Annotated in this window: 17 protein-coding genes; 8 read left to right on the plus strand and 9 right to left on the minus strand. The window is 63.6% G+C overall.

Going from position 1 to position 22,724, the window contains the following annotated elements; genetic code table 11:
* The first annotated feature begins 4 nt into the window (after positions 1-4).
* Complete coding sequence (gene panF / locus S6FBBBH3_RS03850) at positions 5-1,519, plus strand: sodium/pantothenate symporter (RefSeq protein ID WP_120176497.1); 1,515 nt, start codon at positions 5-7, stop codon at positions 1,517-1,519.
* Between the two features lie 99 nt (positions 1,520-1,618).
* On the opposite strand, the gene S6FBBBH3_RS03855 is transcribed toward panF, so the two are convergent.
* Together S6FBBBH3_RS03855 and S6FBBBH3_RS03860 are read right to left on the minus strand one after the other, a co-directional pair.
* Positions 1,619-3,454, minus strand: a complete 1,836-nt coding sequence (locus S6FBBBH3_RS03855; protein ID WP_120176498.1) for an aryl-sulfate sulfotransferase — start codon at positions 3,452-3,454, stop codon at positions 1,619-1,621.
* Positions 3,455-3,746: 292 nt separating this feature from the next.
* Positions 3,747-4,967 (minus strand): aminotransferase-like domain-containing protein, encoded by a 1,221-nt coding sequence (locus S6FBBBH3_RS03860; protein ID WP_120176499.1) that lies wholly within the window; start codon positions 4,965-4,967, stop codon positions 3,747-3,749.
* A gap of 699 nt (positions 4,968-5,666) precedes the next feature.
* Between S6FBBBH3_RS03860 and S6FBBBH3_RS03865 the strand changes: the two genes are divergently transcribed.
* The 5 genes from S6FBBBH3_RS03865 (at position 5,667) to S6FBBBH3_RS03885 (ending at position 12,092) form a co-directional block, all read left to right on the plus strand.
* Positions 5,667-6,647: a Bug family tripartite tricarboxylate transporter substrate binding protein gene (locus S6FBBBH3_RS03865; protein ID WP_120176500.1), complete on the plus strand. Its 981-nt coding sequence runs from the start codon at positions 5,667-5,669 to the stop codon at positions 6,645-6,647.
* Positions 6,648-6,793: 146 nt separating this feature from the next.
* Positions 6,794-7,645 (plus strand): 1,4-dihydroxy-2-naphthoyl-CoA synthase, encoded by an 852-nt coding sequence (gene menB, locus S6FBBBH3_RS03870; RefSeq protein ID WP_120176501.1) that lies wholly within the window; start codon positions 6,794-6,796, stop codon positions 7,643-7,645.
* Positions 7,646-7,652: 7 nt separating this feature from the next.
* The gene (locus S6FBBBH3_RS03875; protein WP_120176502.1) at positions 7,653-9,011 is read left to right on the plus strand and encodes an AMP-binding protein; all 1,359 of its coding nucleotides are present in this window, start codon (positions 7,653-7,655) and stop codon (positions 9,009-9,011) included.
* A 603-nt stretch (positions 9,012-9,614) separates the two neighbouring features.
* Positions 9,615-11,552, plus strand: coding sequence for a cytochrome C (locus tag S6FBBBH3_RS03880; RefSeq protein ID WP_120176503.1), 1,938 nt, complete (start codon positions 9,615-9,617; stop codon positions 11,550-11,552).
* Positions 11,553-11,789: 237 nt separating this feature from the next.
* Entirely contained in the window at positions 11,790-12,092 is a 303-nt protein-coding gene (locus S6FBBBH3_RS03885) for a helix-turn-helix domain-containing protein (RefSeq protein ID WP_170143809.1), read from the plus strand.
* A 109-nt stretch (positions 12,093-12,201) separates the two neighbouring features.
* Here the strand turns inward: S6FBBBH3_RS03885 and nth are convergent, their stop codons facing one another.
* The 5 genes from nth to S6FBBBH3_RS03910 form a co-directional block, all read right to left on the minus strand.
* Entirely contained in the window at positions 12,202-12,870 is a 669-nt protein-coding gene (gene nth / locus S6FBBBH3_RS03890) for an endonuclease III (protein WP_120176505.1), read from the minus strand.
* Positions 12,871-12,879: 9 nt separating this feature from the next.
* Positions 12,880-13,497, minus strand: a complete 618-nt coding sequence (locus tag S6FBBBH3_RS03895; RefSeq protein ID WP_120176506.1) for an RnfABCDGE type electron transport complex subunit B — start codon at positions 13,495-13,497, stop codon at positions 12,880-12,882.
* A 7-nt stretch (positions 13,498-13,504) separates the two neighbouring features.
* Complete coding sequence (locus tag S6FBBBH3_RS03900) at positions 13,505-14,248, minus strand: ferredoxin--NADP reductase (RefSeq protein WP_120176507.1); 744 nt, start codon at positions 14,246-14,248, stop codon at positions 13,505-13,507.
* Positions 14,249-14,485: 237 nt separating this feature from the next.
* A complete protein-coding gene (fdxA, locus tag S6FBBBH3_RS03905) occupies positions 14,486-14,809 on the minus strand; it encodes a ferredoxin FdxA (protein ID WP_120176508.1) in 324 nt (107 codons plus the stop codon).
* 185 nt (positions 14,810-14,994) lie between these two features.
* A complete protein-coding gene (locus S6FBBBH3_RS03910) occupies positions 14,995-16,704 on the minus strand; it encodes an FAD-dependent oxidoreductase (protein ID WP_170143810.1) in 1,710 nt (569 codons plus the stop codon).
* Positions 16,705-16,834: 130 nt separating this feature from the next.
* Here S6FBBBH3_RS03910 and dinB point away from each other — a divergent pair, with 130 nt between their 5' ends.
* Positions 16,835-17,983: a DNA polymerase IV gene (gene dinB / locus S6FBBBH3_RS03915; protein ID WP_120177813.1), complete on the plus strand. Its 1,149-nt coding sequence runs from the start codon at positions 16,835-16,837 to the stop codon at positions 17,981-17,983.
* Positions 17,984-18,100: 117 nt separating this feature from the next.
* Here dinB and S6FBBBH3_RS03920 read toward each other — a convergent pair whose 3' ends face one another.
* Entirely contained in the window at positions 18,101-18,874 is a 774-nt protein-coding gene (locus S6FBBBH3_RS03920) for a BPSS1780 family membrane protein (RefSeq protein WP_120176510.1), read from the minus strand.
* A 103-nt stretch (positions 18,875-18,977) separates the two neighbouring features.
* Complete coding sequence (locus tag S6FBBBH3_RS03925; RefSeq protein ID WP_120176511.1) at positions 18,978-19,415, minus strand: hypothetical protein; 438 nt, start codon at positions 19,413-19,415, stop codon at positions 18,978-18,980.
* A gap of 322 nt (positions 19,416-19,737) precedes the next feature.
* Here S6FBBBH3_RS03925 and polA point away from each other — a divergent pair, with 322 nt between their 5' ends.
* The gene (gene polA / locus S6FBBBH3_RS03930) at positions 19,738-22,638 is read left to right on the plus strand and encodes a DNA polymerase I (protein WP_120176512.1); all 2,901 of its coding nucleotides are present in this window, start codon (positions 19,738-19,740) and stop codon (positions 22,636-22,638) included.
* Positions 22,639-22,724 lie beyond the last annotated feature (86 nt).

Raw genomic sequence — 22,724 nt, forward strand, 5'->3', positions numbered from 1 at the left:
GCCCATGATTCTTGCGCCCGTTCTTCTCTTTTTTGCGGTCTTGGCCGCCCTTTCGCTTTGGACCGAACGTCGTCGAAGCCTTCCCCTGGAAGAGACCGGGGGCGGCGCGGGCTTCTCCCGCGAGTACTTCCTCGGAAGCCGCAGCCTTCAGGGCGTCGTTCTCGCGATGACGCTCACGGCCACCTACGGGTCGGTGAGTTCGTTCGTTTCGGGCCCGGGGATCGCCTGGAATCTCGGCCTCGGTTGGGTCGTGTTCGCCGCCCCGCAGATCATCGCGGGGTTTTTCATCCTGGGGTTGCTCGGGAAAAAGATGGCGCTCGTCTCGCGTGCCGTGGGCGCCGTGACGGTGGTGGACCTTTTGCGCGCCCGCTTCCGAAGCCCCGTCTTCGCGACCTTGGCCGCCCTCTCGATGCTCGTCTTTTTCACGACGATGATGGTGGGGCAGTTCGCGGGCGGTGCGGCGATCTTTGCCGAAGTGACGGGAGGGTCGACCACGCAGGGGCTTCTCCTTTTCGGGCTTCTCACGGTTTTCTATACGACCTTCGGGGGCTTTCGCGCGGTTGCGGTGACGGACGCGCTTTGCGCCCTGCTGATGGTGCTCGGGATGGTGCTCCTGGCGGGCGACATCGTTTCGGAAGCGGGCGGTTTTGCGGAAGCGATGCGGGCGGCTGCAGCGGCTGCGCCCAATGCTGAGGCCTATCTTTCATTCGATGCGGGCGGGGCGCTTCCTCTGTCGCTTTTGCTTTCGGCTTGGGTGCTCGTCGGCTTCGGCACGGCGGGTTTGCCGCAGTCGGCCGTTCGCTGCATGAGCTACCGCTCGACCGAAGACCTCCATCGCGCGATGTGGGTGAGCACGGTCGTTTGCGGCGCCCTCATGATCGGCATGACCTTGATCGGCGTGCTCGCGCGCGGGGTCTTTGCCGTTTCGCCCGAGTCGCTCGGTACGACCGACCACATGATTCCGCGCCTCATTGCCGAACACATGTCGCCCGTTGCGGCGGGGATCACGCTGATCGGACCGCTGGCGGCCACGATGTCGACCGTCTCGTCGCTTCTCATTGCCGCTTCTTCGGCGGTCGTGAAGGACCTTCTCCTTAACGCCCGCCCCGAGTGGGCGGCGCCCGGAAAGGAGAAGCGTCTGCGCTTTGCGGCCAAAGGAACGACCCTTCTTCTGGGGCTTGCGGCAACGCTCTTTGCCATCGATCCCCCCGATCTGATCGCCTGGATCAACCTCGCGGCCTTTGCGGGGCTGGAGCTCACGTTCCTTCTGCCGCTTGCGGCGGGACTCTTCTGGCGGCGAGCCAACAGCGCGGGGGCGCTCGCGGGGGCGATCTCGGGCGTGGGCTTTTACGGGGTGCTACTTGTTTGGAAGCCCGACCTTGCGGGCTGGCACCCGATCGTGCCCGCCTTCGTCGTGTCGGTGCTCGCGTTCGTCGCGGGCTCGTTCCTGGGGCGCCCCGAAGCGCCCGAGCAGTTGCGGTACTTCTTCCCGAACACGTCCCGAAAGGGCCGCGCGTAACGCGCGTTCGGATCAACTCAACAATCTCAACGAACCAAAAGAACGTGCCCGGAAGATTTCTCTCCCGGGCACGCGTTTTTCGACTTCCGGAATTCCGGATTACTTCACTTGGTAATTGAAGGCCTTGTCGACCGAGATCGGCATCGCCTGATAGCCCATGGCGTCGTTGATCTTGATTTCAACCGCGGGCGTCGTCTTCCCCCAGTCGAATTCGAGAATGTACGGATGGGCGCTTGCCGCCTTGGCTTTGCCCGTCGCGTCCTTCGAGGGAGCGGCACCCATGCCGGCCGTGGCCGAGTAGACCATGACGGAGTCCTTGTCGTCCATGTACTTCGTGAGCGACGTGACGGGGCTGTACCAGTCGTTGCCGCGTTCCTTGCCGTATTCCCAGATCTGTTCGACCGTCATCTTCTTCTGGTCGATCTTGTAGACCACGGCGCGCGAGTACTTCATGTCGGGCAGAGGCGGCTGCTCCAGCGCACGGCCGTCGCCGTTGTCGAAGACCGTGAGGAAGAGCACGTCCTTGTTCGTCTTCGAGTCGACGATCCAGGCCGTGTGCTGCGTCCACGTCCAGTCGAAGCCGCCTTCGCAGGCGTTGTTTTCGCACTTGAGGGGCTTGCCGTCCTTGTCGACCGGCGTCAGGATCTTGTCCTTGTACTTGTCGGACCAGCCCGTGGGCGTAGCGAGAATCCACTTCACTTCCTTGTCGCGACCGATCTTGACGACGGACGACTGGTGGCGCGAGGAGATCACGATCGAATCGTCGTTCGGGTCGTAGTCGACGGCGTTGACGTGCGCCCAGTTGCGGCCCGGCCCCACGCCCGCGATGTCGCCGAACGTGTCGGAGGCTTCCTGCTTGGCGAGGTCTTCGGCCGAGAGGGTTTTGCCGGCCTGCGACGCATCGATGTTGAGGCAGACGGCCCCCTGGTCGAGCGTCTTGATGACGACGTCGCGGTACGGATCGAGAATGTCGAAGAGTCGGAATTCGTCGACGACGCGGCCGTTTTCATCGACTTCGGCAATCACGTCGCGCACCGTATGGACGCGCTTCCCGTCGGCGCGACGCAGGTCGGCGGACGCAACGCGCAGGAAGTAGTGACCGTTCTGCGCGCGGTCGAGCGCGTGCGAGAAGTCGGAATAGTTGGAGGGCAGACGACGGTTGTAGACTTCGCGCCCGAGGAGGTCGTACTTGACGTAGCGCTGGCCGTAGCCCCAGGTGAGAAGGCCGTCCGTGCCCTGCTGGAAGCCCATCATGATGCCCGACTTGTAGATCGACTCCGGATCGTACATTTCGAGGTTCGGGAGCAGGTACCAACGCACTTCGCCCTTCGTGTCGATGATGCCGTTGGCGGGCCCGTACGCCCATTCGAGCGCGCCGCCCGCGGGGTTGTTCCAAACGGCGCGCGCGGCCTTCGGGGGCTTCGGAACGAGGTTGTTGACGAGGTAGAGGCGGTCGGCGTACTTGGCGTCGACGTGCTTGACTTCCGTGTCGAACATCACGCCCTTCGTGTTGACGCTCCCGTTCATCTCCATGTATACGGGGGCCGTGCGGATCTTGTAGGTTTCCTTGACGGCTTCTTTCTTGCCGTTAAAGAGGCGGTTGTAGCTCACCTCGACCGTGTTTTCGTAGTCGGCGTAGAGACCGAAGACGGGGATGCCGGCGTGGGTCTTGAGTTCCGCGTTGTTCACCTTGTAGGCGATTTCCTGGCCGCCCTTTTTCGGCACCACACGCACCGTGGCGTCTTCGATCACGTAGCCGCCGTTGCGGATGACGGCCGTGAGCGGAGCGATGTTGTAGGGGTTGACGACAACTTCGCCGATGCTTCCCTGAGCTTCCATCTGAACGACGGGACCCGAAGCGCCGCCCGAAGCGAAGGCGGTGCCGAAAGCGAGACCGAGCGCGAGCGCGCAGGGTGCGAGTTTAAGCATGTGCATGGGGAAATCTCCTCCGGTTGGTGGGGCGCGCCGCCTCCGATAAACGGTCCGAAGGAGGCGGCGCGATGGAAAAAAGTGTAAGAAAGAGAGGTCTATCGCGCCAATAGGATCAAACGGCAGAATTTTTTTGCGAAATGGAACGACCCGTTCCGAAAACACAAACCGAACGCGCCGAGCGGCCCGATCGGACGGTCGGAAACGAAAAAGCCCCGCATGCGAGGTGCGGGGCTTTGGGTGCCTTTCAAAGGCGGGAAAGAGCTTCAAAGGGAAGTCTCTTCCGGGAGCGGGTGCGTCAGAGGAAGGTCTTGAGTGCTTCCGCGACGGACTTCACGCCCGCCACGATCTTTTCGGCCGGGACCGTGACGAAGGAGAAGCGGCACGTGTTGACGTGGTCCTTGGGGTTGTTCGCATAGAAGGCTTCGCCCGGCACGAACCCGACCGGAACGTCGGAGGCGAGGGTCTTTTTCATCACCTCCGAGGCGTCGACCCCCTTCGGGAAGGTGAGCCAGATGAACATGCCGCCTTCGGGGCGCGTCCAGGTGATTTCGGGGTGCTTCGGCATGTATTCGTCGAGCGCGTCGAGCATCACCTTCGCCTGGCTGCGGTAGATGTCGCGCACCTTCGGGAGGTGTTCTTCGAAGAGCCCCTGCGAGAGGACGCGCGCCGTGACGAGCTGCGTGTAGGTCGCGGTATGAAGGTCCATCGCCTGCTTCATTTCCGCGGCGGCGTCGAGGACCGATTTCGGTGCGATGATGTAGCCGAGACGGAACCCCGGCGCGAGCACCTTGCTCATCGTGCCGAGCGTGATCGTGCGTTCGGGGCAGAAGGCGCGCATCGAAGCGGGCGGTTCGTCCCCGTAGTAGAGCTCCCCGTAGGGGTTGTCTTCGACGAGCCAGAAGTCGTACTCGCGGGCCTTTTCGGCGAGCTTCTTGCGTCGTTCGACCGAGATCGTGAGACCCGTCGGGTTCTGGAATGTGGGCATCACGTACGCAAAGCGCGCGCCGCGGCACTCTTCGCCCATGAGGTCGGGGTTCATGCCGAAGGCGTCGGTCGGGATCTCAACGCACTCGGGTCCGCAGAGCATGAAGGCCTGCAGGGCGCCGAGGTAGGTCGGGCTTTCGACAAGGATCTTCGAGCCCGGATCGATGAAAAGACGCGCCATCAGGTCGAGCGCCTGCTGCGAGCCCGAAACGATCTGAACGTCGTCGGCGGTCGTGGGGCAGCCGCGCGCGGTTTCGCGCTCGGCGATGATCGCGCGAAGCGCGGGGTCGCCCTTGAGGCTCGAATACTGCAGAGCGCGCTTACCGTCCGTGTCGATCACGTAGTCGGCCGCGGCCTTCACTTCGGCAAGCGGAAAGCCTTCGGGGGAGGGAAGGCCGCCTCCGAAGCTGATGACGTCGGGGCGTGCGGCGAGTGCAAGAATCTGCTGAATGAAAGAGTCGCCTTTGGGAGTGCCCGCCTTGCTGAAGTGCGGCACGGGCGTGGAGGAACAACAGGTCTTGCAGGTCGTCATAAAAAAGCCTCTCCGTGCATGAAGTCAAAGGAACTTCGAAAAAGTGCGTCGGAAACTGCGGGCGGCGTCGAGCGTTCGGGCTCAAGGGGTCGCGGCCCGTCCGAGCGCGCTTTTCGAAAAGAAAACAGGTGAAATCCATTCTAGGGAGCTCGGTCGGCGCCGAACGTTGTCCGTCGATGCCGAGTCCGCGAAACATCGCGGAGATTGCGCAACTTTCGATTTAATGCGGTATCCGTTAGGCGCTTTGCCGTAGAGTGTTCTCCTCAGAACCGCCCGTGAAACATGGGGTTGAGCGGACTTTGCCGATGTTGTTCGGCGTCGAACGCTTTTGCAAAACGGCGGTTTTTGCAAAAGCGGATCCCCTCCGGCGGAGGGCGGTTGAGTGACGGAAACGAGTTGAATGCAAGTCGGAGGCGCGTCGGATGCGTGGCGGATGCGACTCGAACACGGGACGGGAACGGGGCGGCCGCCCGAGCGCATTTCGACGGGGGAAAGTCCGTCGTTTTCGCGTACTTTCCGCGGGTCGTTCGTTTAGCCAACCGAAATACAGCATTTGTTTTCCGTGGGACGGATAAACAACCAATTTTCGATTACACGAAAACACACATTTGGCAACATCTGTAGGACCGAAAACGCTCGGCGCGAACCTTATACTCCGCGGGCTTACGAAAATTGTCTTATGGGTGAGGAGTAGATTCGATGACTTCCCGACGCACCTTCCTTGCGGCCGCTGCGACGGCGGCCGCGGCTTCCGCTTTCGGCTTTTCGGTTCCCGCGTTCGCGAAGAACACCACCGCGCGCGTGATCGTTCCCTTCCCCGCGGGCGGGGGCGGCGACGCGCTCGCGCGCACCGTGGTCGACGTGCTCGCCCGACAGGCGGGGAGCCGCATTCTCGTCGACAACCGCCCCGGCGCGGGCGGGAACGTCGGTACGCGCCTTTTGACGCAGGCAAAGCCCGACGGCCTCACGCTCGGCTACGTCACGAACGGCATTCTGTGCGTCAATCAGCACCTCTACGGCGAGACGGGCTTCAATACGAACGACCTCATTCCTGTGGGTCTTTCGACCGAAATCGGTCTCGTGGCGGTTCTGAACCCGAAGGCGATCGAAGGCGTCACGGACCTCAAGTCCCTCATCGCCTACGCGAAGGCGAACCCCGGGAAGGTCGACTTTGCGTCGTCGGGGAACGGCACCACGAGCCACCTCGCGGGTCTTTTCTTTGCCGAATGCGCGGGCCTCAAGCTCACGCACATCCCGTACCGGGGCGGTGCCGCCGCGATGCTCGACGTCCTCTCGGGTCGCATTCCCCTCATGATCGACGTCGCTCCGAACGCCCTACAGCACGTGGCGGCCGGGAAGCTCACGGCGCTCGCCACCCCCTCGCGCGAACGCCTCCCGAGCGCGCCCGACGTTCCGACCTTTGCCGAAGCCGGGGTGCCGGGGTTCGAACTCTCGGCCTGGGACGGGTTCGTGCTTCCGAAGGGGACGCCCGAGAAGATCGTTCGCGACTGGAACCGCGCGCTCGTCGAAGCGCTCTCCGACGAGGAGCTGCGCCGTCGACTCGCCGCCCGCGGCGCCGACGTCCGTCCGGGCACGCCCGAAGCGTTCCGCGACTTCATCGCTTCCGAAGCGCCCAAGTGGGAAAAGCTCGTGAAGACGATTCGCGCCGAGCGCACCTGACAAAAATCCGATCGGCGGGTCCGATCTGACGTTTGTTAACGCTTTTCGCACGAGCGACGCCGTCCGATTTTTCCGTCGGGGCGTCGCTCGTCGTCGTTGCGTCGTATGATTCCGTTCTCTTCTTGAAACTTCTACAAGGATCCACCATGCAACCCATGCTCGATACGTCGCACCTCCCGCGCATTCCCGAATGGAAGAAGGCGGGCGACTACACCGACATCCTTTACGAAAAGGCCGAAGGGATCGCCAAGATCACGATCAATCGTCCGGAAGTGCGCAACGCCTTCCGTCCGCTCACGGTGCGCGAAATGGAATCGGCCCTCGCCGATGCGCGCGACGACGATGAAATCGGCGTCGTGATCCTCACGGGCGCGGGCGAACTCGCATTTTGCTCCGGGGGCGACCAGAAGGTGCGCGGCACGGGCGGCTACGTGGGCTCGGACGGCGTGCCCCGCCTGAACGTCCTTGACTTCCAGCGTCAGATCCGCACGTGCCCGAAGCCCGTCATCGCCATGGTCGCGGGCTGGTGCGTCGGGGGCGGGCACGTCCTTCACATGATGTGCGACCTCACGATCGCCGCGGAAAACGCCCGCTTCGGTCAGACGGGTCCGCGCGTCGGGTCGTTCGACGGCGGTTGGGGCGCTTCCTACATGGCGCGCATCGTCGGTCAGAAGAAGGCCCGCGAAATCTGGTTCCTCTGCCGCTTCTACGACGCGAAGGAAGCCCTTGAAATGGGTCTCGTGAACCGCGTCGTCCCCTACGAAGAGCTCGAAGCCGAAACGGTGCAGTGGTGCCGCGAAATTCTCGCGAATTCGCCCTTGGCGATCCGCTGCCTCAAGGCGGCGCTCAACGCCGACTGCGACGGTCAGGCGGGCCTTCAGGAGCTCGCGGGCAACGCCACGCTCCTTTACTACATGACGGACGAAGGCCGCGAAGGGAAGAACGCTTTCCTTGAAAAGCGTCGCCCCGACTTCACGAAGTTCAAGCGTCTCCCCTGAGTCGATCATGTCCGACTTGACCGTCGAGGAACTCCGTCGGGATTTCTCCGTCTTCGAGGCCGCGCGCGAGCAGGGCGCCGCCCTCTTCGTGCGTACGCCCGAGGGGGACCTCACGTACGCGGAGGTCGCCCGCCTCGTTGCGGACCGCATCGCAACGTTCGAGCGCTCCGCGCCCGGACGCCCGCACGTCCTTGTCGCGCGCAACGACCTCGTGTCGATCGTTGAAATCCTCGCGTGCCTCGAACTCGAAATCCCCGTGGTGCTTCTGCACCCGGGGTTGACCGAGCACGAACAACAGGCTCAGCGCGACGAAATCGCCGCGAAGCGCGATCCCCTGCCCGAAGGGGCGGCGGTCGTCGTCTTTACGTCGGGAACGACGGGCCGCGCCAAGCCCGCCGTCCTCACGCGTCGGGCGCTCGCCGAGAGCGCCCGATCGTCGGAGGCGAACATCGGCCTTGCGCCGGGCGACGTGTGGCTTCTCTCCATTTCGCCCGCGCGCATCGGGGGCTTTTCGATTCTCACGCGCTCCCTAAGGGCGCGCTCCGCCGTTGCGTTGGGCGGACACTTTTCGCCCGAAGGATTTCTGCGCGAAGTCGAATCGATGGGGGTGACGCTCGCCTCGATCGTGCCGACGATGCTCGTGCAGATCCTCAAGACCTTCCCCGGATGCAAAGCTCCCGCGACCCTGCGCGCGCTCCTTCTCGGAGGGGCGTCCGCGAGCGACGCGTGGCTCGCTCGGGCGCGCGACGCGGCCTGGCCCGTCATCGCCACCTACGGCATGACGGAAACGGCAAGCAACGTGACGACGACCCCGTACGCCGAACGCTATTCGGGCGTCGTCGGGAGCGGGCGCGTCAATGCGTTTGCGGAAGTGCGCGTCGAAAACGGGCACATTCTCGTGCGCGGTCCCATGCGGATGACCGGGTACTGGGGCGAGACGCCGCTTGACCCCGAAGCCTGGCACGATACGGGCGACATCGGGTACTTCGACGAGGCGGGGTACTTGCACGTCGAAGCGCGCCGCTCGGACCTCATTCTTTCGGGCGGCAACAACGTCTATCCCCTCGAAGTCGAGGCGGCTTTGGAAAGCCTTCCGGGCATCCGCGAGGCGCTCGTAACGGGCCTCCCCGACGACGTGTGGGGTGCGGTCGTGACGGCGCTCCTCGTTCCCGAAAAGGAGCCGCTCGCTCCGGAAGCGATCGTCGACGGACTCTCGGGGCGGCTTGCCGCCTACAAGTCCCCGCGCCGTATCGCCTGGGTGAAGGCCCTCCCCGTCAATCCGGGCGGGAAGCTTCGCCGCCGACCCGACGTTTTGGAGGGACTGAAACTCGAAACCCTCCATTACCGCAAAGGGCGCTCCGCTTAAAACGAACCTTAAGCGCCGCACCTCAAGCACCTTCGATCAAGCGCCTTCGGACAAAACCGCCCGAAGGCGCTTTTCCTTACTCGCCCTGCGATTTCAAGCCGGCGACGGAGGTTTTTCGGTCCGTGCGCGGCCCGCCCCGCGTCGCCGATTCTGACTTGTGGCTGAAGGGCAACAAAAGATTTTCTAGGGATGAACACCAGTAGGTCGCGGGGACTAGTCCTTTCGCAGGAGGTGTATACGTACGGGCCGTCCGATCGGTCGGATGAAGGGGGTTGTTCGAAATAAACGAACGAATTTTAGTGTGGTTCGGGTTTTCTGTAGAATCGGTCGGATTACGTGAATCTTAATTTTCAGAATAAACATTAAGATCAGTTTTTGTTCACGTGCCGTTCGGCGAAAATTTCGATTGATCCGACCGAACAAGATGGTATGCGGTAGGAAATCGGCGGTCGGCGGACGGGGGTCGGGGGTGCCTTCGGGGAATTTTTCCGCGAACTTTTCGGCTGTTTGTGCATCGGCCCGAAACGGTGCATAGTTGAGCCTGTCTCGGGAAACCTCGAGACTTTCCCAAACCAGGAAAAGAGACCAACCAAGGAGTACCAAATGCAAAACACCAAGCTCCTCTCGCTTTCCGCCGCGCTCCTCGCCGTGATGGCGACCAATGCCGTGGCTGCCGAGAACAAGGTCGACCTTCCGCGCACCCTCGACGGCTATGTCGCTCAGGACAAAGCCTTCTGGGACTACCTCAAGGCCAACCACCCCTATTTCAAGTACCTCAAAGAAGGTCGTGTCGTCGGTAAGTTCACGATGTCCGACCGCAACGAAGAGTGGGTTGAATTCGGGGGCGGCGACAAGTACCACCAGGACACGGGCCGCAAGGCTGCCGTGACCTATCGTCTGCCGTACGAATCCTTCCTCGACCTTCCGAACAACTACGTCGGTCCGAAGAAGTGCGGCGAATGCCACCCGGCTCAGTACGAAAAGTGGGAACGCTCCCGCCACAACAAGATCGTCCGCTTCCCTGAAGAACTCACGGAAGTCGGCGGCGACATGAAGAAGCCCCTTTACAATTCGAAGGCCTCCGTCCTGCCGGAAGGCATTGAAGCCGATGACGTCTTCGTCATCATGGGCACGCCCCGCACGAAGTACGGCTTCGTCGACAAGTGGCTCGTTCGCGGTACGTACCACGTCGAAGGCGGCAACATCAGCCAGGGCACCGGCAAGATCGTTGCGGGCGGCAACCAGTTCTCCCGCAACTGGGCCGAACACATCACTCCGGAAGTTGCCAAGAAGATCAACGCCTGGGATCCGACCTTCCCTGTGAAGCTCGAAGACTTCGGCGCCCAGTCCTCCAACGTCTGGGGCTTCAACTCCTACGGTTCGTCGAACCGCACGCAGGCCATGTTCCAGCCGGGCTCGTCCTACTGCGAAATCTGCCATACGTGGAAGTTCGACTTCAAGAGCCAGGACGAACTCTTCGCCGCTTTGGGCGATGCCAAGAAGTTGCGCTCGCACACGATCGCCAAGGGCGTTTCGTGTGAAGAATGCCACGGCGCCGGCGCTCACCTTTACGGTGCTCGCGGTGCGGGCATGCCGTCCGATTGCGAACGTTGCCACCAGCGCTTCGTCTACAACCAGGACGACGCCAAGAACAACTTCAAGACCCCGTTCAACAGCTACTTCAAGAGTTTCTGCCCGGCTTGCGGTACCGAAGGTTCGCAGTCCCACTACACGAAGCACTATCAGAAGGGCATGCGTTGCACGACCTGCCACGACCCGCATGAAGTGACCTCGAACGACTGGGCTTCGCACTACACCGTCCCGAACCTGAAGAAGCAGTGCCAGGATTGCCATACGACGGCTGCCGAATTCTTCGCTCAGGGGGGCACCCACAGCCGCAACAGCTGCGAATCGTGCCATATGCCGATGATGGGTTCGTGCGAAAACTTCGCCGCGATCCAGCGTCCGGACCTCGCCGGCTTCGACAACGTCCGCCGCAGCCATATGTGGCGTATTCTCGTCGACCCGGAAAAGAAGTCGATCAATCCGCCTGCCGGCGCCAAGGACCGCAAGCTCACCAACCCGAAGGGCTGGAACCTCACGAAGGATGACGGTCGTCCCTACATCGACCTGATGTGGAGCTGCGGCCGCACGGCGTTTGCCGACCGCTACCTCGTCGAATCGATGGGCTGCCACAGCCCGATCCAGTCGAAGTTCCCGGAAAGCATGCGCTTCAAGGATCAGAAGACGATCTACAACAAGGTCATCGCTTGGCAGACCCCCGTTAAGGAAGGCTACGCCAAGATCACGGCCGACCTGCTGACGATCCAGGACAAGCTCGAAGTCGCCAAGATCTCGGATGCCGAACGCGCTCAGGTTCTGCTCTATGTGGAACAGGCCCGCAAGAACGCCGCCAAGATCAAGGATGACGGTTCGTGGGGCGTCCACGGTCCGAAGTATGCGAAGACCCTCGTGAACGAAGGCAAGACCTTCTGCGAACAGGCTCTCGCCATCCTCGACAAGAAGACGGCCGCCAAGTAAGTCCGTCGGCGATCGAAGGGAGGTCTTGCTTGGTCGCTGCCCCCTTCGATCGTTAAACTGGCTCCTTGGGTCTCTTCGAGGGAAGGACGGGTTGCTCGCCCTTCCCTCTCCGTATAATCGGGGAGCCCGACGGTCGACGACCGATCCGCAAAATGCCGACGTGCGATGTTCTTCGCACGCCGGCGTTTTCTTCTCTCCCCATACCTCCCTCAAACCTTTCCCCGAACCCGACACCTCATGCGCGGACGTCCTCGAAAATTCGTCGCCACGCTCACCCCCGAAGAAAAAGAACGGCTCCTAAGCGTCGCCCATGCGGAAGCAACCCGGGACCGTCGCGTTGAGCGTGCGCGCATCATCCTTCTGAGCAACAGCGGGCACCGCAGCGTCGACATTGCGGAGATGCTCTCCGTGTCGCTTTCGACCGTGAGCAAAGTGATCAAGCGCTGGAGCGAACTCGGCGCCGACCGCGCGATCGAGGACATGCACCGCTCGGGCCGCCCCCCGACGAAAAAGGCGGCGGAGCCCGACAAGTCCGAATAAAGCTCGAACAAAGCCCGTCGAACACCCGAAATGAAACGGCGCGAAAGCTCTTCCGAGGCCTTCGCGCCGTTTTGTTCGGTCCGTATTCGGCCGTACCAGGCCGTACGTCTCAGCTTTCGCTCTTCGGAGAAAAATCCGCGAGCCGCGCCTTCTTTTCGGGTGCGTTGCAAAAGTCGACGACGGGACAGCGTTCGCACTCGGGCGAGCGCGCCTTGCAGCAGTAGCGCCCGTGGAGTAGCAGGTAGTGGTGCGCTTCCTTGAGGTAGGCCTTCGGCACCGCCTTGAGGAGCTTCTCTTCTACCTCGTCGGGCGTCTTTCCGCGGGCGAAGCCCGTACGGTTCGAGACGCGGAAAATGTGCGTGTCGACCGCAATCGTCGGGTGTCCGAAGGCGACGTTGAGAACGACGTTCGCCGTCTTGCGCCCGACCCCGGGGAGGGCGACGAGCTTCTCAAAATCCTCGGGCACCTCGCCGCCGTATTCGTCGCGAAGGATTTCGGAGAGCTTCACGACGTTTTTCGCCTTGTTGCGGTAGAGCCCGATCGTCTGGATGAAGGGTGTCAAGCCCTCGACCCCGAGGGCCGCGATCGCCTCGGGGGTATTCGCGATGGGAAAGAGTTTCGCCGTGGCGATGTTCACGCCCTTGTCGGTTGCCTGGGCGGAAAGCACGACCGCAACGAGCAGTTCGAAGGGCGTCGTGTAGTTGAGTTCCGACTTCGGATTCGGATGGGCAGCGGCAAGCGCCGCCATGAAGGCTTCGCGATCGGCTTTGCGGACCATGGCAGCTCCTTATTTCGAGGCGCGTACGCGCGCCATGATGTCGGCGATGAGGCCGGAGGGGGCGCCGCCTTGAGCGGCAGCCGCCGGGCGGCGCGCTTCGAGGCGGGACTTCTCTTCGGCCGCGCGACGCACGCCCCGTGCCCAGGCCTCTTCGTAGTGTTCGCGCGCCCGGTCGGCGTCCTCGTCCGTCCACTCGGTCCCGGTTTCGACGTAGTCGATGCAGTCCATCGGACAGGCGGGCGCACAGAGGGCGCAGCCCGTGCAGCGCGATTCGATCACGGCGTGGAGGCGCTTGGGAGCCCCCGCAATCGAATCGGTCGGGCAGACCTTCACGCACCAGCCGCAGCCGATGCACTCGGCCGCGCGGATGCGGGCCGTCGCGAAGGGAACCTCGTGACCGTACTCGGGGTCGAGGTCGACGACGGGCGCACCCGTCACGCGGGCGAGCTTCGCGATCCCGCGCGCGCCCCCGGGGGCGCAGCGGTTGATGGGAGCAAGCCCCTCGGCAATCGCCTCGGCGTAGGCTGCGCACCCGTCGAAGCCGCACTGACGGCACTGGGTTTGAGGAAGCGCACGGTCGACGGCTTCGGCCGAAGCGCGGTTGGGGTTGGAATTGAAGTGCGTCATCGATCGATTACCAGAAATTTTCCGCGACGAGCTGCCCGGGCTTCCCGAAGCGGGGCGAGACGATGCCGCGCGCCTTGAAGACCGCACGCGTGGCCGTGATGAAGTCGGGGTTGCCGCAGAGAAGAACGCGCGACGCTTCGGGCGTGATGCGCTTTCCGACGTGCGCTTCGAGTTCGCCCGATTCGAGGAGCGCGGGAATGCGGCCCGAAAGGTCGCCGCGGCGACCGTCTTCTTCTTCGCGGGTCGTGGAAACGACGAGCGTGAATTCGCCCGGGAACGCCGTATCGACGAGTTCGCGCGCGACGGCGGCGTCTTCGAAATTGCGTACGCTCAGAACGAGCACCACGTCCTTGCGGTCTTCCCACAGGGACTTCGAGCGGAGCATCGAGAGGAAGGGCGAAAGGCCCGAGCCCGTCGCGAAGAACCAGAGGGTTTCGCCCCCGGGGATGCGGCGGGGCAAAAGGTTCCCTTCGGCGGCGCCGTCAAGGAGCGCGGTTTCGCCCGGCTCCAGATCGGTAAGGCGCGGGGAGAGGGCGCCTCCCTCGACGCGCGTTACGAGAAAGCGAAGAACGTTTTCTTCCGGAGCGGACGCGACGGAATAAGCGCGCATGAGGGGATCGGCTCCTTCGACGGGAAGACCGATGCGGGCGAACTGGCCCGCTTCGAAGGACCAGCCTTCGGGGCGCGTGAATTCGAGCACGAAGAGGTTCGGAGCGGCCCGGCGTTTCGACGTAAGCGTGATGGTCTGCATGACGATTCCAAAAGTCGTGATTCGGTGTCGGCGCGAAAAGTCGCTTCTCGGAGGGCGCAGGCACGAAGGCCCGCAGGCTCTCATTGGCTCCGAGCGTCGCGGCGCAACCGATGGATTCGGGAAATGCTACCACGCTCGGGGGGCGCGCCCGAAGCGCCGTCGGATCTACTCAAAAAGAACGGCCCCCGCTGCGGGCGGAGGCCGGTCGTTGCGTGTCGGATGTTTGACGCCGCGCGATCAGCGCTTCAGGAAGCGGATCTTGTTCGGCACGCCGCGCCATTCGTCGGCGTCGTCCGCGTAGGGCTTGCGATGCGTGATGGAGGGCCATTCGCGCGCGAGCTCGGCGTTGAGCGCGATGAATTCGCGCTGGTCCTCGGGGACGTCTTCTTCGGCATAGATCGCAGCTTCGGGGCATTCGGGAATGCACACGGCGCAGTCGATGCATTCGTCGGGGTCGATCACGAGGAAGTTCGGACCTTCGCGGAAGCAGTCCACCGGGCAGACGTCAACGCAGTCGGTACGCTTGCAGCCGATGCAGGCTTCGCAAACAACGTGAGGCATAGTCAGAAGTCTCCGTTCGAGAGAGGGTCCGACGGGCGGGGTCGTCGTCCTTCGGGCCAGTACTGAATAGGGGAAAGCGCGTCGCCCGTGAGGGCGAACGCGCGAAACAAAACATTGTAAAACAAAGGCGGGCGGCCGTGCGACCGCCCGATCGGGAGAGGAGGAACTCTCCCGAAAGCGGCGTGTCAGCCGCGCGTGCGGTGCCAGTACTGCATGCCGCCCGTGAGGATGTAGACGTTTTCGAATCCGTCGCCCTGCAGGATGCGGCTTGCGGTGTGCGCGCGCACGCCGCGGCGGCAGACGACGACCACGGTCTTCCCTTCGGGGATTTCGTCCGTGCGGTCGCGCAGTTCGCCGAGCGGAATGTGAACGAGCGGGTAGTCGAGTCGGTCGTCGGCCAACTCGGACGCTTCGCGCACGTCGAGAATCGTCACGTTCTCGGGTGTATTGGGGACGTTCTCACCGAGATAGGGGGCCTTGCCTTCCATGAGGTCGGCCAATTCCTGCGGTTCGATGAAGCGGGCGAGGTCCTGCATGATGTTTTCTCCGATGTGACCGACGACGTTGACGGGATCCTTGGGGCTGCCGGTCTGGGGAGCGTAGCAGAGGTCGAGCTGCGCGAGGTCGCGCACGGTCGCGCCGAACCGCATCGCGGTCGAAAGGACGTCGATGCGCTTGTCGGCGCCGTCGCGGCCGATCGCCTGAGCGCCGAGAAGCTTTCCCTTCGTGTCGAAGAGAATCTTGAGAAGGAGGGGTTTCGCGCCCGGGTACCACGCGACGTGGCTCGCCGTTTCGATCGTAGCGCGGTAGAAGTCCTTGCGGGGCTTCAGGCCTTCGTTCAACAGGGTCTGCTCGTTTTTGCCGGTCGACGCCCACAAGAGGCCGAAAAGCGATACGGCGTTCGTGCCGAACCCGCCCGGAAGCGGCTTGGGGTCGAGCCCCGCAATGGCGTCCGCCGCTTCGCGCGCTTCCTTGACGGCGGTACCCGCCAACATCATCGGGCGCTCTTCCCCCGTCACGGGGTCGGTCGACGTGGCGACGTCCCCGACCGCATAGATCGAGGGGTCGCTCGTGCGCATGAGGCCGTCCGTGAGGATCGTGTCGCGCGGCCCGAGCGTGAGGCCCGCGTCGCGCGCAAGGGACGAGCGGGGCGCGACGCCCGCGGCGCTCACGAGGTAGTCGACCGCAAGCGTCTCGCCCGTCGAGAGCGTGAGGTTAAGCAGCCCGTCGGCGCGCTTTTCCGCCTTCGCAACGGACGTTTCCATGTGCCAGACCATGCGCGGTTCGCCGCACGTCGCGGCACGGCGGAAGAAGTCGGAGAGCGCCGGGTCGTTGCGACCCATGATCGTGCGACCGTACTCGAAAAGGTGCACGGTGCCGCCGCGGCGGATGACGTTTTCCGCGGTTTCAAGACCCACGGCGCCGCCGCCTACGATCCCGACCGTAAGATCGGGCTTCGCGTCGACCGCGGCGCGAAGGCGATCGGCGTCTTCGGGGCGCCACAGGGGGAAGGCGTTCTCTTTGAAGCCTTCGACGGGCAGCATGCGGGGTTCGGCCCCGGTCGCGAGCACGAGCACATCGTAGGATTCGGTGAAGACCTCGAACGTCGCAAGGTTTTTGACAGTCACGCACTTTTTCTCGCGGTCGATCGAGAGCACTTCGTGACGCTCGCGCACGTCGACCCCCTGAATGCGGCGCAGCGCTGCGGCACTCGTCGCAAAGAGGGACGTGCGCTCGACCTCGTCGCCCACATAGTAGGGAAGGGCGCAGTTTGCAAAGGAAATGCGCTCGCCGCGCTCGAAGAGCACGACATCGGCCGAAGAGGCCATGAGGCGCTTCAGGCGCGTGGCGGTGCTGACACCGGCGGCCACGCCGCCCACGATCACGATTCGCATGGGTTCCTCCGGGTGAAATACGAATTCGTCGGTTGTGAGGCATTGTACGGGGCGACCTTGGGAAAGGACACCGTGAAAACAGACACTCCATGCCCGTTTGTTGGTAGGCAGAACGGGCGATAATGCGCGCATGACTTCGAAAGGAACGATCCCGCCCATCTTCACGAACGATACGTCGCGACGCATCGTGCACGTCGACATGGACGCGTTTTATGCGTCGGTCGAGCAACGCGACCGGCCCGAGCTGCGCGGCCGGCCGATTGCCGTCGGGCACGAGGACGGGCGCGGGGTCGTGGCGACCGCGAGTTACGAAGCGAGGCGCTTCGGCGTTCGAAGCGCGATGCCGAGCCGCCGTGCGAGGGAGCTTTGCCCCGAACTCATTTTCGTCCCGTCGCGGATCGCCTACTACCGCGAAGTCTCGGCGCAGATTCACGACATCTTTCACCGCTACACCGACGTGGTCGAGCCCTTGTCGCTCGACGAAGCGTTTCTCGACGTGACGGGAAACAAATTGGGCCTCGAAGTCGGCACCGAGGTCGCACGCCGCATCAAAGAGGACATTCGGCGCGAGCTCAATCTCGTCGCGAGCGCGGGCGTTTCCTACAACAAGTTTCTCGCGAAGATCGCCTCGGACTTTAGGAAGCCCGACGGCCTCTGCACGATCCACCCGTCGCGCGCGATCGCCTTCATCGATCGGCTCCCCGTCGAAGCGCTCTGGGGCGTGGGACCCGCGACGGCGCGGCGCTTTCACGAGATGGGGATAACAACCGCTCCGCAGGTGCGGGCGCTTCCGCTTTCGGTCCTCACGGACGTTTTCGGGCAGGCGGGTGTGATGTTCTACAAGTTCGTTCGCGGGATCGACGACCGCCCCGTATTGGCCGAGCGCGTCCGAAAGAGCGTCGGTTGCGAAGAAACGTTCGAAACGGACATCGGCGCGCTTGATGCGCTCCGCGCGGAGCTCTCGGCGGTCGCCGAAGAGCTCGCGCGCCGCATGAGGAAAGCCGCGTTCGCCGGCCGCACGCTGACCCTCAAAGTGCGCTTCTCGGATTTCACGACGATCACCCGCAGCACGACTCGCCCGGGCGCGTGGCCCGCCGACCCTGCGGCACTTTCCGAGGGCGGCTGCGAGCTGCTCTCGGGCGTGGCGATCCCGCCCGAGGGCGTGCGGCTTTTGGGGCTTTCGGTGAGTTCGCCCGTGTCGGGAGTTTCGGAGGGTTCGGGCGGCTCGGGCAGCTCGGAACGCGCCGCCCCGCGGTCGGAACAGGGGACGCTCTTTTGAAGCGCCTTGAAGCGCCTTGAGGCGTCTTGACTGCTCTTGAAAAAAAAGAAAGCGCCGACTTCCCGTTGAGGAGGTCGGCGCGTTTCTTATTCGTCGGGAGCGAGATACAGCGAAGGCTCACACCGAGCCGCGTCGCACCTGGTTGAAAAGGTCGCGGTACATCACCCAGATGCCCGCCTGAGCCACGGTCGTGAGGACCGCGATCAGAAGCGGCGCCACGTAGGGAAGCGCGTTCGGAAGGCCGATCGCGGCAAAGAGTGCTTCGAGAATGAGGCCCGAGCCCGCCGTAAGGCCGAAAAGGAGCACGACGAAAACGACGACGGGCGGAAGGTTGCGAAGCACGCCGAAGAAGGAATAAAAGAGGCTCTTCCCGAGGGCCTGGCGCTTGTCCGCCACGAGAAGCGGCGCGAAGACCGTCATCATAAGGAGCGGCACGTAGAGAATCACGGTCGTCACGAAAGCCGTCACGGGAAGGTTCGCCATCACGGACTCGAAGTCGATCCCTTTTTCGGTGATCTTCCAGGCGGCGATGGCGTCCGCGCCGAGGTAGTCGAAGATCACCATTTCCACTTCGAACCAGAGCGAACTCAAAAGCCCGATCCCGAGGAGGGGCCAGCGGCTCGGCGCGTCGCGAAAGATCTGCGGGAGCATCTGATAGGTGGGCACGCGCCCTTCGAGCGTGTCGCGCGCGGCGTAGCCCGTGAGCACGGCGCCAAAGGGCATCCAGCAGCTCGCGAGGATCGCGCCGATGAAGGGAAAGCCCGAGAGCAGACCGCTCACGAGGGTCGAGAAAATCACGATGCCGGGCAGCGCCACGGGCTGACGGCGAAGGGCGGAAAGACTCTCCTTGAACCAGACGAGGCCGTCCGAGAAAGCAGGTGTTTGTGCCATGAGGTAGGGGTAGTGCGGTGCGGGAGCGGACGCTCCTCAACGTAAAGCGCCCGGGCGGCGATGTCGCTCGGGCGCATCGAAAACGAACGAGGACGTGCGGGGATTACCAGCCGAACTCAATGAACTTCGGGGTGCCGAGGGTGCTCTTCGAGTTGCCGCCCGGGGTCGTATCGATCGGGCGTTCGGCCTGATTTTGCATCGAATAGGGAATCTGGGTGGAGCCCGGCGTCACGACGTATTCGGTGACGCGGTTGTTCTGGTCGCGCACGGCTTCGATCGTCGTACGGTTGTTGTGAACCTTCGGAACGATCCCCTTTTCACGATCGGCGCGGGCCTTCTCGAGGTCCGCTTCGCTCGGGGCGATCTGCATGCCTTCGCTTTCGGCCTTGGGCGGAAGCGTTCGGGCGGGCGGAGGCACCTGAGCCTGCGTGGGGGAGACGTCGCCCGCATAGGGCGGGAGTTCGTCGGACGGGGCTGCGGGAGCGGCCGCAAGCCCCATCGAGGCGCAAAGCGCGGCGGTGAAGAGGAACGGCTTGATCATAAGTTTTCCTTTCTCAAAAACCTCCCGAAATGCGGGAGAGGGGCCCGGTCGGCGGGCTTTTCGCCCGTTTGCGGGCCGCGGAACGCGGTCGTGTGTTCTTCGTGCGACGTCGCTCGCAGCCGTGCCGCTCGGGGTCGGTCGGCGGGAGTCGCTTCCGTACCGTCATTCTGCCACGTTGCCCGAGGGCGGCGCTTCGGGGCGAGCACGAATTTCGGGGGCTTTCGCGGGCTTTTGCCGGCGCCCGATCCCGTTCGCGGTCGACGGCCTCCGCATCCAGTATCCTTGAGGTCTCAAAGTACTTTTACGGATGACGCAATCAGTCATGTCGACGCTACTACTCATTGACGGATCGAACTATCTTTTCCGCGCCTACCACGGCCTGCCGCCCCTTTCCACCTCGACGGGCGAACCGACGGGCGCCATGCGGGGCTTTCTCGGCATGCTCGGGCGCGTTCAGGGCATGGTGAAGCCCGACCGCGCGGTCGTCGTTTTCGACGCGCCCGGGAAGAATTTCCGTCACGCGATGTATCCCGAGTACAAAGCGAATCGTCCGCCGATGCCCGACGATCTGCGCGTGCAGATCGAACCCCTGCAAAAGGTCCTCCCCGACCTCGGGTGGCCGCTCCTCGTCGTTCCCGGCGTCGAAGCCGACGACGTCATTGCGACGCTTGCGCAAAAGGGGCGTGCCGAAGGGATGAAAATCGTCATCGCAACGGGCGACAAGGACATGGCGCAGCTCGTCGACGAGAACGTAACGCTTCTCAACACGATGAACACCAAGTTCTACGACCGCGACGGCGTGATCGAAAAGTACGGCGTTCCGCCCGAGCGCATCATCGACTACCTGGCGCTCATGGGCGACAAGGTCGACAACGTCCCCGGGATCGAAAAGTGCGGTGAAAAAACGGCCGCCAAGTGGATCGCTCAGTTCGGAAGCCTCGACGAAATCAAGCGTCGCGCCGACGAGGTGAAGGGAAAAATCGGCGAAAACCTCCGTAAGGGCCTTCCCTTCCTCGACGAAGCGCGAAAGCTCGTCACGATCAAGAACGATTGCGAACTCCCCGTTTCGGGTCTCGCCGATCTCGACTTCCGTACGCCCTCGGCGGAGGCCCTGCGCGCGTTCGCGCGCCGCTGGGAAATGTCGAACGAAACGATTCTGCGCGCGCTCCCGCCCGGGATGCGCGCTCGCGTGAAGACGGCTCTTGAAGCTCCGAACGAGTCGCCGCACGAAGCGGGCGTCACCGGGTCGCTTTTCGACTTGGGCGAACTCGACGCGATGCCCGCGCCCGTCCCCGTTCCCGGCGACACGCCCCGAAAGACCGCGGTCGAACCCGCCGCGGCTCCGCAGGCGGTCGACGTCGGTACGGCCGAGCGCGTCGCCCGTCTGCAGGGCGCGATCGGCGCGAGCGAAGCGGGGGACGCTCCCGACGAAGTCCCCTTCACGCGCGTCGAAGATCCGTTGCAGCTCGCGGACTTTGCGGCGCGTCTTGCGGACGCCTCCGCGAAGAGCGAATTCCCCGCGGGCATTGCGCTTCACTTTGAGGGCGACTGCCGTCACGCGCGCCTTGCGGGCGTTGCGGTTGCGCTCTCGCCCAAGGACGTGACCCTCGTTCTTGCGTCCGAGAGCCTTCCCGCCGAAGCGATTGCGGCGGGGCTTTCGGCATGGTTCGCGAGCGACGCTCCCAAGGTCTTCCACGACGCGAAGACGATGCTTCACGTTCTCGCCGCCGCGGGGGTGCCCGTCGAAGGGCGGGTCGACGACACGATGCTCATGGACTACGTCGTCGAAGCGCACGTGAAGCACGAGCTTCCGAAACTTGCCGCCCGCTACCTCGCCCGCACGATTCCGGAGCGCGACGTCGTGTTTGGGAAGGGCGCGAAGCGCAAAGTTTGGACCGATGTGCCGCGCGAAGAGGTGGAAAAGCTCCTTGCCGAAGAAGCCGCGGCCGTTCGGGCGATTTCGTCCGTCTTGGGTTCGGTCCTTCACGCTGACGAAGTGCTTTGGCCTATTTACGACGAAATCGAGCGTCCGCTTCTCAAGGTCCTTTTCCGCATGGAAAATACGGGCGTTGCGGTGGACGGGTTCCTCCTTGCGCGCGAATCCGAAGAGCTCGGGGTGCGTATCGATGCGCTCGAAGCCGAAGCGGAACGCGTCGCGGGAACCGCCTTCAACCTTTCGAGCCCGAAGCAGTTGGGGAAGATCCTCTTCGAAGACCTGAAGCTCCCCGTTCTCAAGAAGACCCCGTCGGGGACGCCTTCGACGGACGAAGACGTCTTGACGGAGCTTGCGCTCGACTATCCGCTCCCGAAGATCGTGCTTGAACACCGTCGTTTGACGAAGCTGCGGAGCACGTACCTCGAAAAGCTCCCCCGCATGGCGGACCCCGTCGACGGGCGCGTGCACACGACCTTCGGTCAGGCGACGGCCGTGACGGGGCGCTTGGCAAGCTCCGACCCGAACCTTCAGAACATTCCCGTTCGAACCGAAGAGGGTCGGCGCGTGCGCGAAGCGTTCGTCGCCGAGCGGGGCTCCGTCATCGTGTCCGCGGACTACTCGCAGGTGGAGTTGCGCATCATGGCGCACCTATCGAAGGACCGGGGGCTTCTCGATGCGTTTGCGCGCGGCGAAGACATCCACCGTTCGACCGCAGCCGAAGTCTTCGGTCGTCCGATCGAAGCGGTGACGCCCGACGAGCGCCGCATGGCGAAGGTGATCAACTTCGGTCTCATCTACGGGATGAGCGCCTTCGGTCTCGCGCAGAATCTCGGGATCGACCGGCGTGTCGCCGCCAACTACATCGACGCCTACTTCACGCGCTATCCGGGCGTGAAGCGCTACATGGACGAAATGCGCGCGCTCGCGCACGAGCAGGGGTTCGTCGAAACCGTGTTCGGTCGCCGACTCTGGATTCCCGACATCAAGAGCGGTCGCAAGCCCGTGCAGGCTGCGGCCGAACGTGCGGCCATCAACGCCCCCATGCAGGGGACGGCCGCCGACGTCATCAAGAAGGCGATGATTGTGGTGGACGCGTGGCTGCGCGAACGCAAGCTCGGCGCCCGACTCGTCCTTCAGGTGCACGACGAACTCATCCTCGAAGTGCCCGAGGGCGAGGTCGAACTCGTGAAGACCGAAGTGCCGAAGCTCATGCGCGAGGCGGCCGATCTTGACGTGCCCCTCATCGCCGAAGTGGGCTCGGGCGAGAGCTGGGAGGCTGCGCACTGACCTTCCTCCCTGCGTGAGACGCACATGAAAAAAGGGGAACCCCCGCGGGGGGTCCCCTTTTCTCAAATCGGTGTCGAGCTCTCGGC

It is taken from the genome of Sutterella megalosphaeroides (genome assembly GCF_003609995.1).
GTDB lineage: Bacteria > Pseudomonadota > Gammaproteobacteria > Burkholderiales > Burkholderiaceae_F > Sutterella > Sutterella megalosphaeroides.

Excerpts from the sequence above, each read along its gene's own strand:
- S6FBBBH3_RS03875 (WP_120176502.1), top strand. The coding sequence starts at position 7,653 with ATGTCCGACTTGACCGTCGAGGAACTCCGTCGGGATTTCTCCGTCTTC.
- fdxA (WP_120176508.1), bottom strand. The coding sequence starts at position 14,809 with ATGCCTCACGTTGTTTGCGAAGCCTGCATCGGCTGCAAGCGTACCGAC.
- S6FBBBH3_RS03920 (WP_120176510.1), bottom strand. The coding sequence starts at position 18,874 with ATGGCACAAACACCTGCTTTCTCGGACGGCCTCGTCTGGTTCAAGGAG.
- S6FBBBH3_RS03925 (WP_120176511.1), bottom strand. The coding sequence starts at position 19,415 with ATGATCAAGCCGTTCCTCTTCACCGCCGCGCTTTGCGCCTCGATGGGG.
- S6FBBBH3_RS03895 (WP_120176506.1), bottom strand. The coding sequence starts at position 13,497 with ATGACGCACTTCAATTCCAACCCCAACCGCGCTTCGGCCGAAGCCGTC.
- dinB (WP_120177813.1), top strand. The coding sequence starts at position 16,835 with ATGACTTCGAAAGGAACGATCCCGCCCATCTTCACGAACGATACGTCG.
- nth (WP_120176505.1), bottom strand. The coding sequence starts at position 12,870 with ATGGTCCGCAAAGCCGATCGCGAAGCCTTCATGGCGGCGCTTGCCGCT.
- S6FBBBH3_RS03860 (WP_120176499.1), bottom strand. The coding sequence starts at position 4,967 with ATGACGACCTGCAAGACCTGTTGTTCCTCCACGCCCGTGCCGCACTTC.
- S6FBBBH3_RS03885 (WP_170143809.1), top strand. The coding sequence starts at position 11,790 with ATGCGCGGACGTCCTCGAAAATTCGTCGCCACGCTCACCCCCGAAGAA.
- S6FBBBH3_RS03880 (WP_120176503.1), top strand. The coding sequence starts at position 9,615 with ATGCAAAACACCAAGCTCCTCTCGCTTTCCGCCGCGCTCCTCGCCGTG.
- polA (WP_120176512.1), top strand. The coding sequence starts at position 19,738 with ATGTCGACGCTACTACTCATTGACGGATCGAACTATCTTTTCCGCGCC.
- S6FBBBH3_RS03910 (WP_170143810.1), bottom strand. The coding sequence starts at position 16,704 with ATGCGAATCGTGATCGTGGGCGGCGTGGCCGCCGGTGTCAGCACCGCC.
- panF (WP_120176497.1), top strand. The coding sequence starts at position 5 with ATGATTCTTGCGCCCGTTCTTCTCTTTTTTGCGGTCTTGGCCGCCCTT.
- S6FBBBH3_RS03855 (WP_120176498.1), bottom strand. The coding sequence starts at position 3,454 with ATGCACATGCTTAAACTCGCACCCTGCGCGCTCGCGCTCGGTCTCGCT.
- S6FBBBH3_RS03865 (WP_120176500.1), top strand. The coding sequence starts at position 5,667 with ATGACTTCCCGACGCACCTTCCTTGCGGCCGCTGCGACGGCGGCCGCG.
- menB (WP_120176501.1), top strand. The coding sequence starts at position 6,794 with ATGCAACCCATGCTCGATACGTCGCACCTCCCGCGCATTCCCGAATGG.
- S6FBBBH3_RS03900 (WP_120176507.1), bottom strand. The coding sequence starts at position 14,248 with ATGCAGACCATCACGCTTACGTCGAAACGCCGGGCCGCTCCGAACCTC.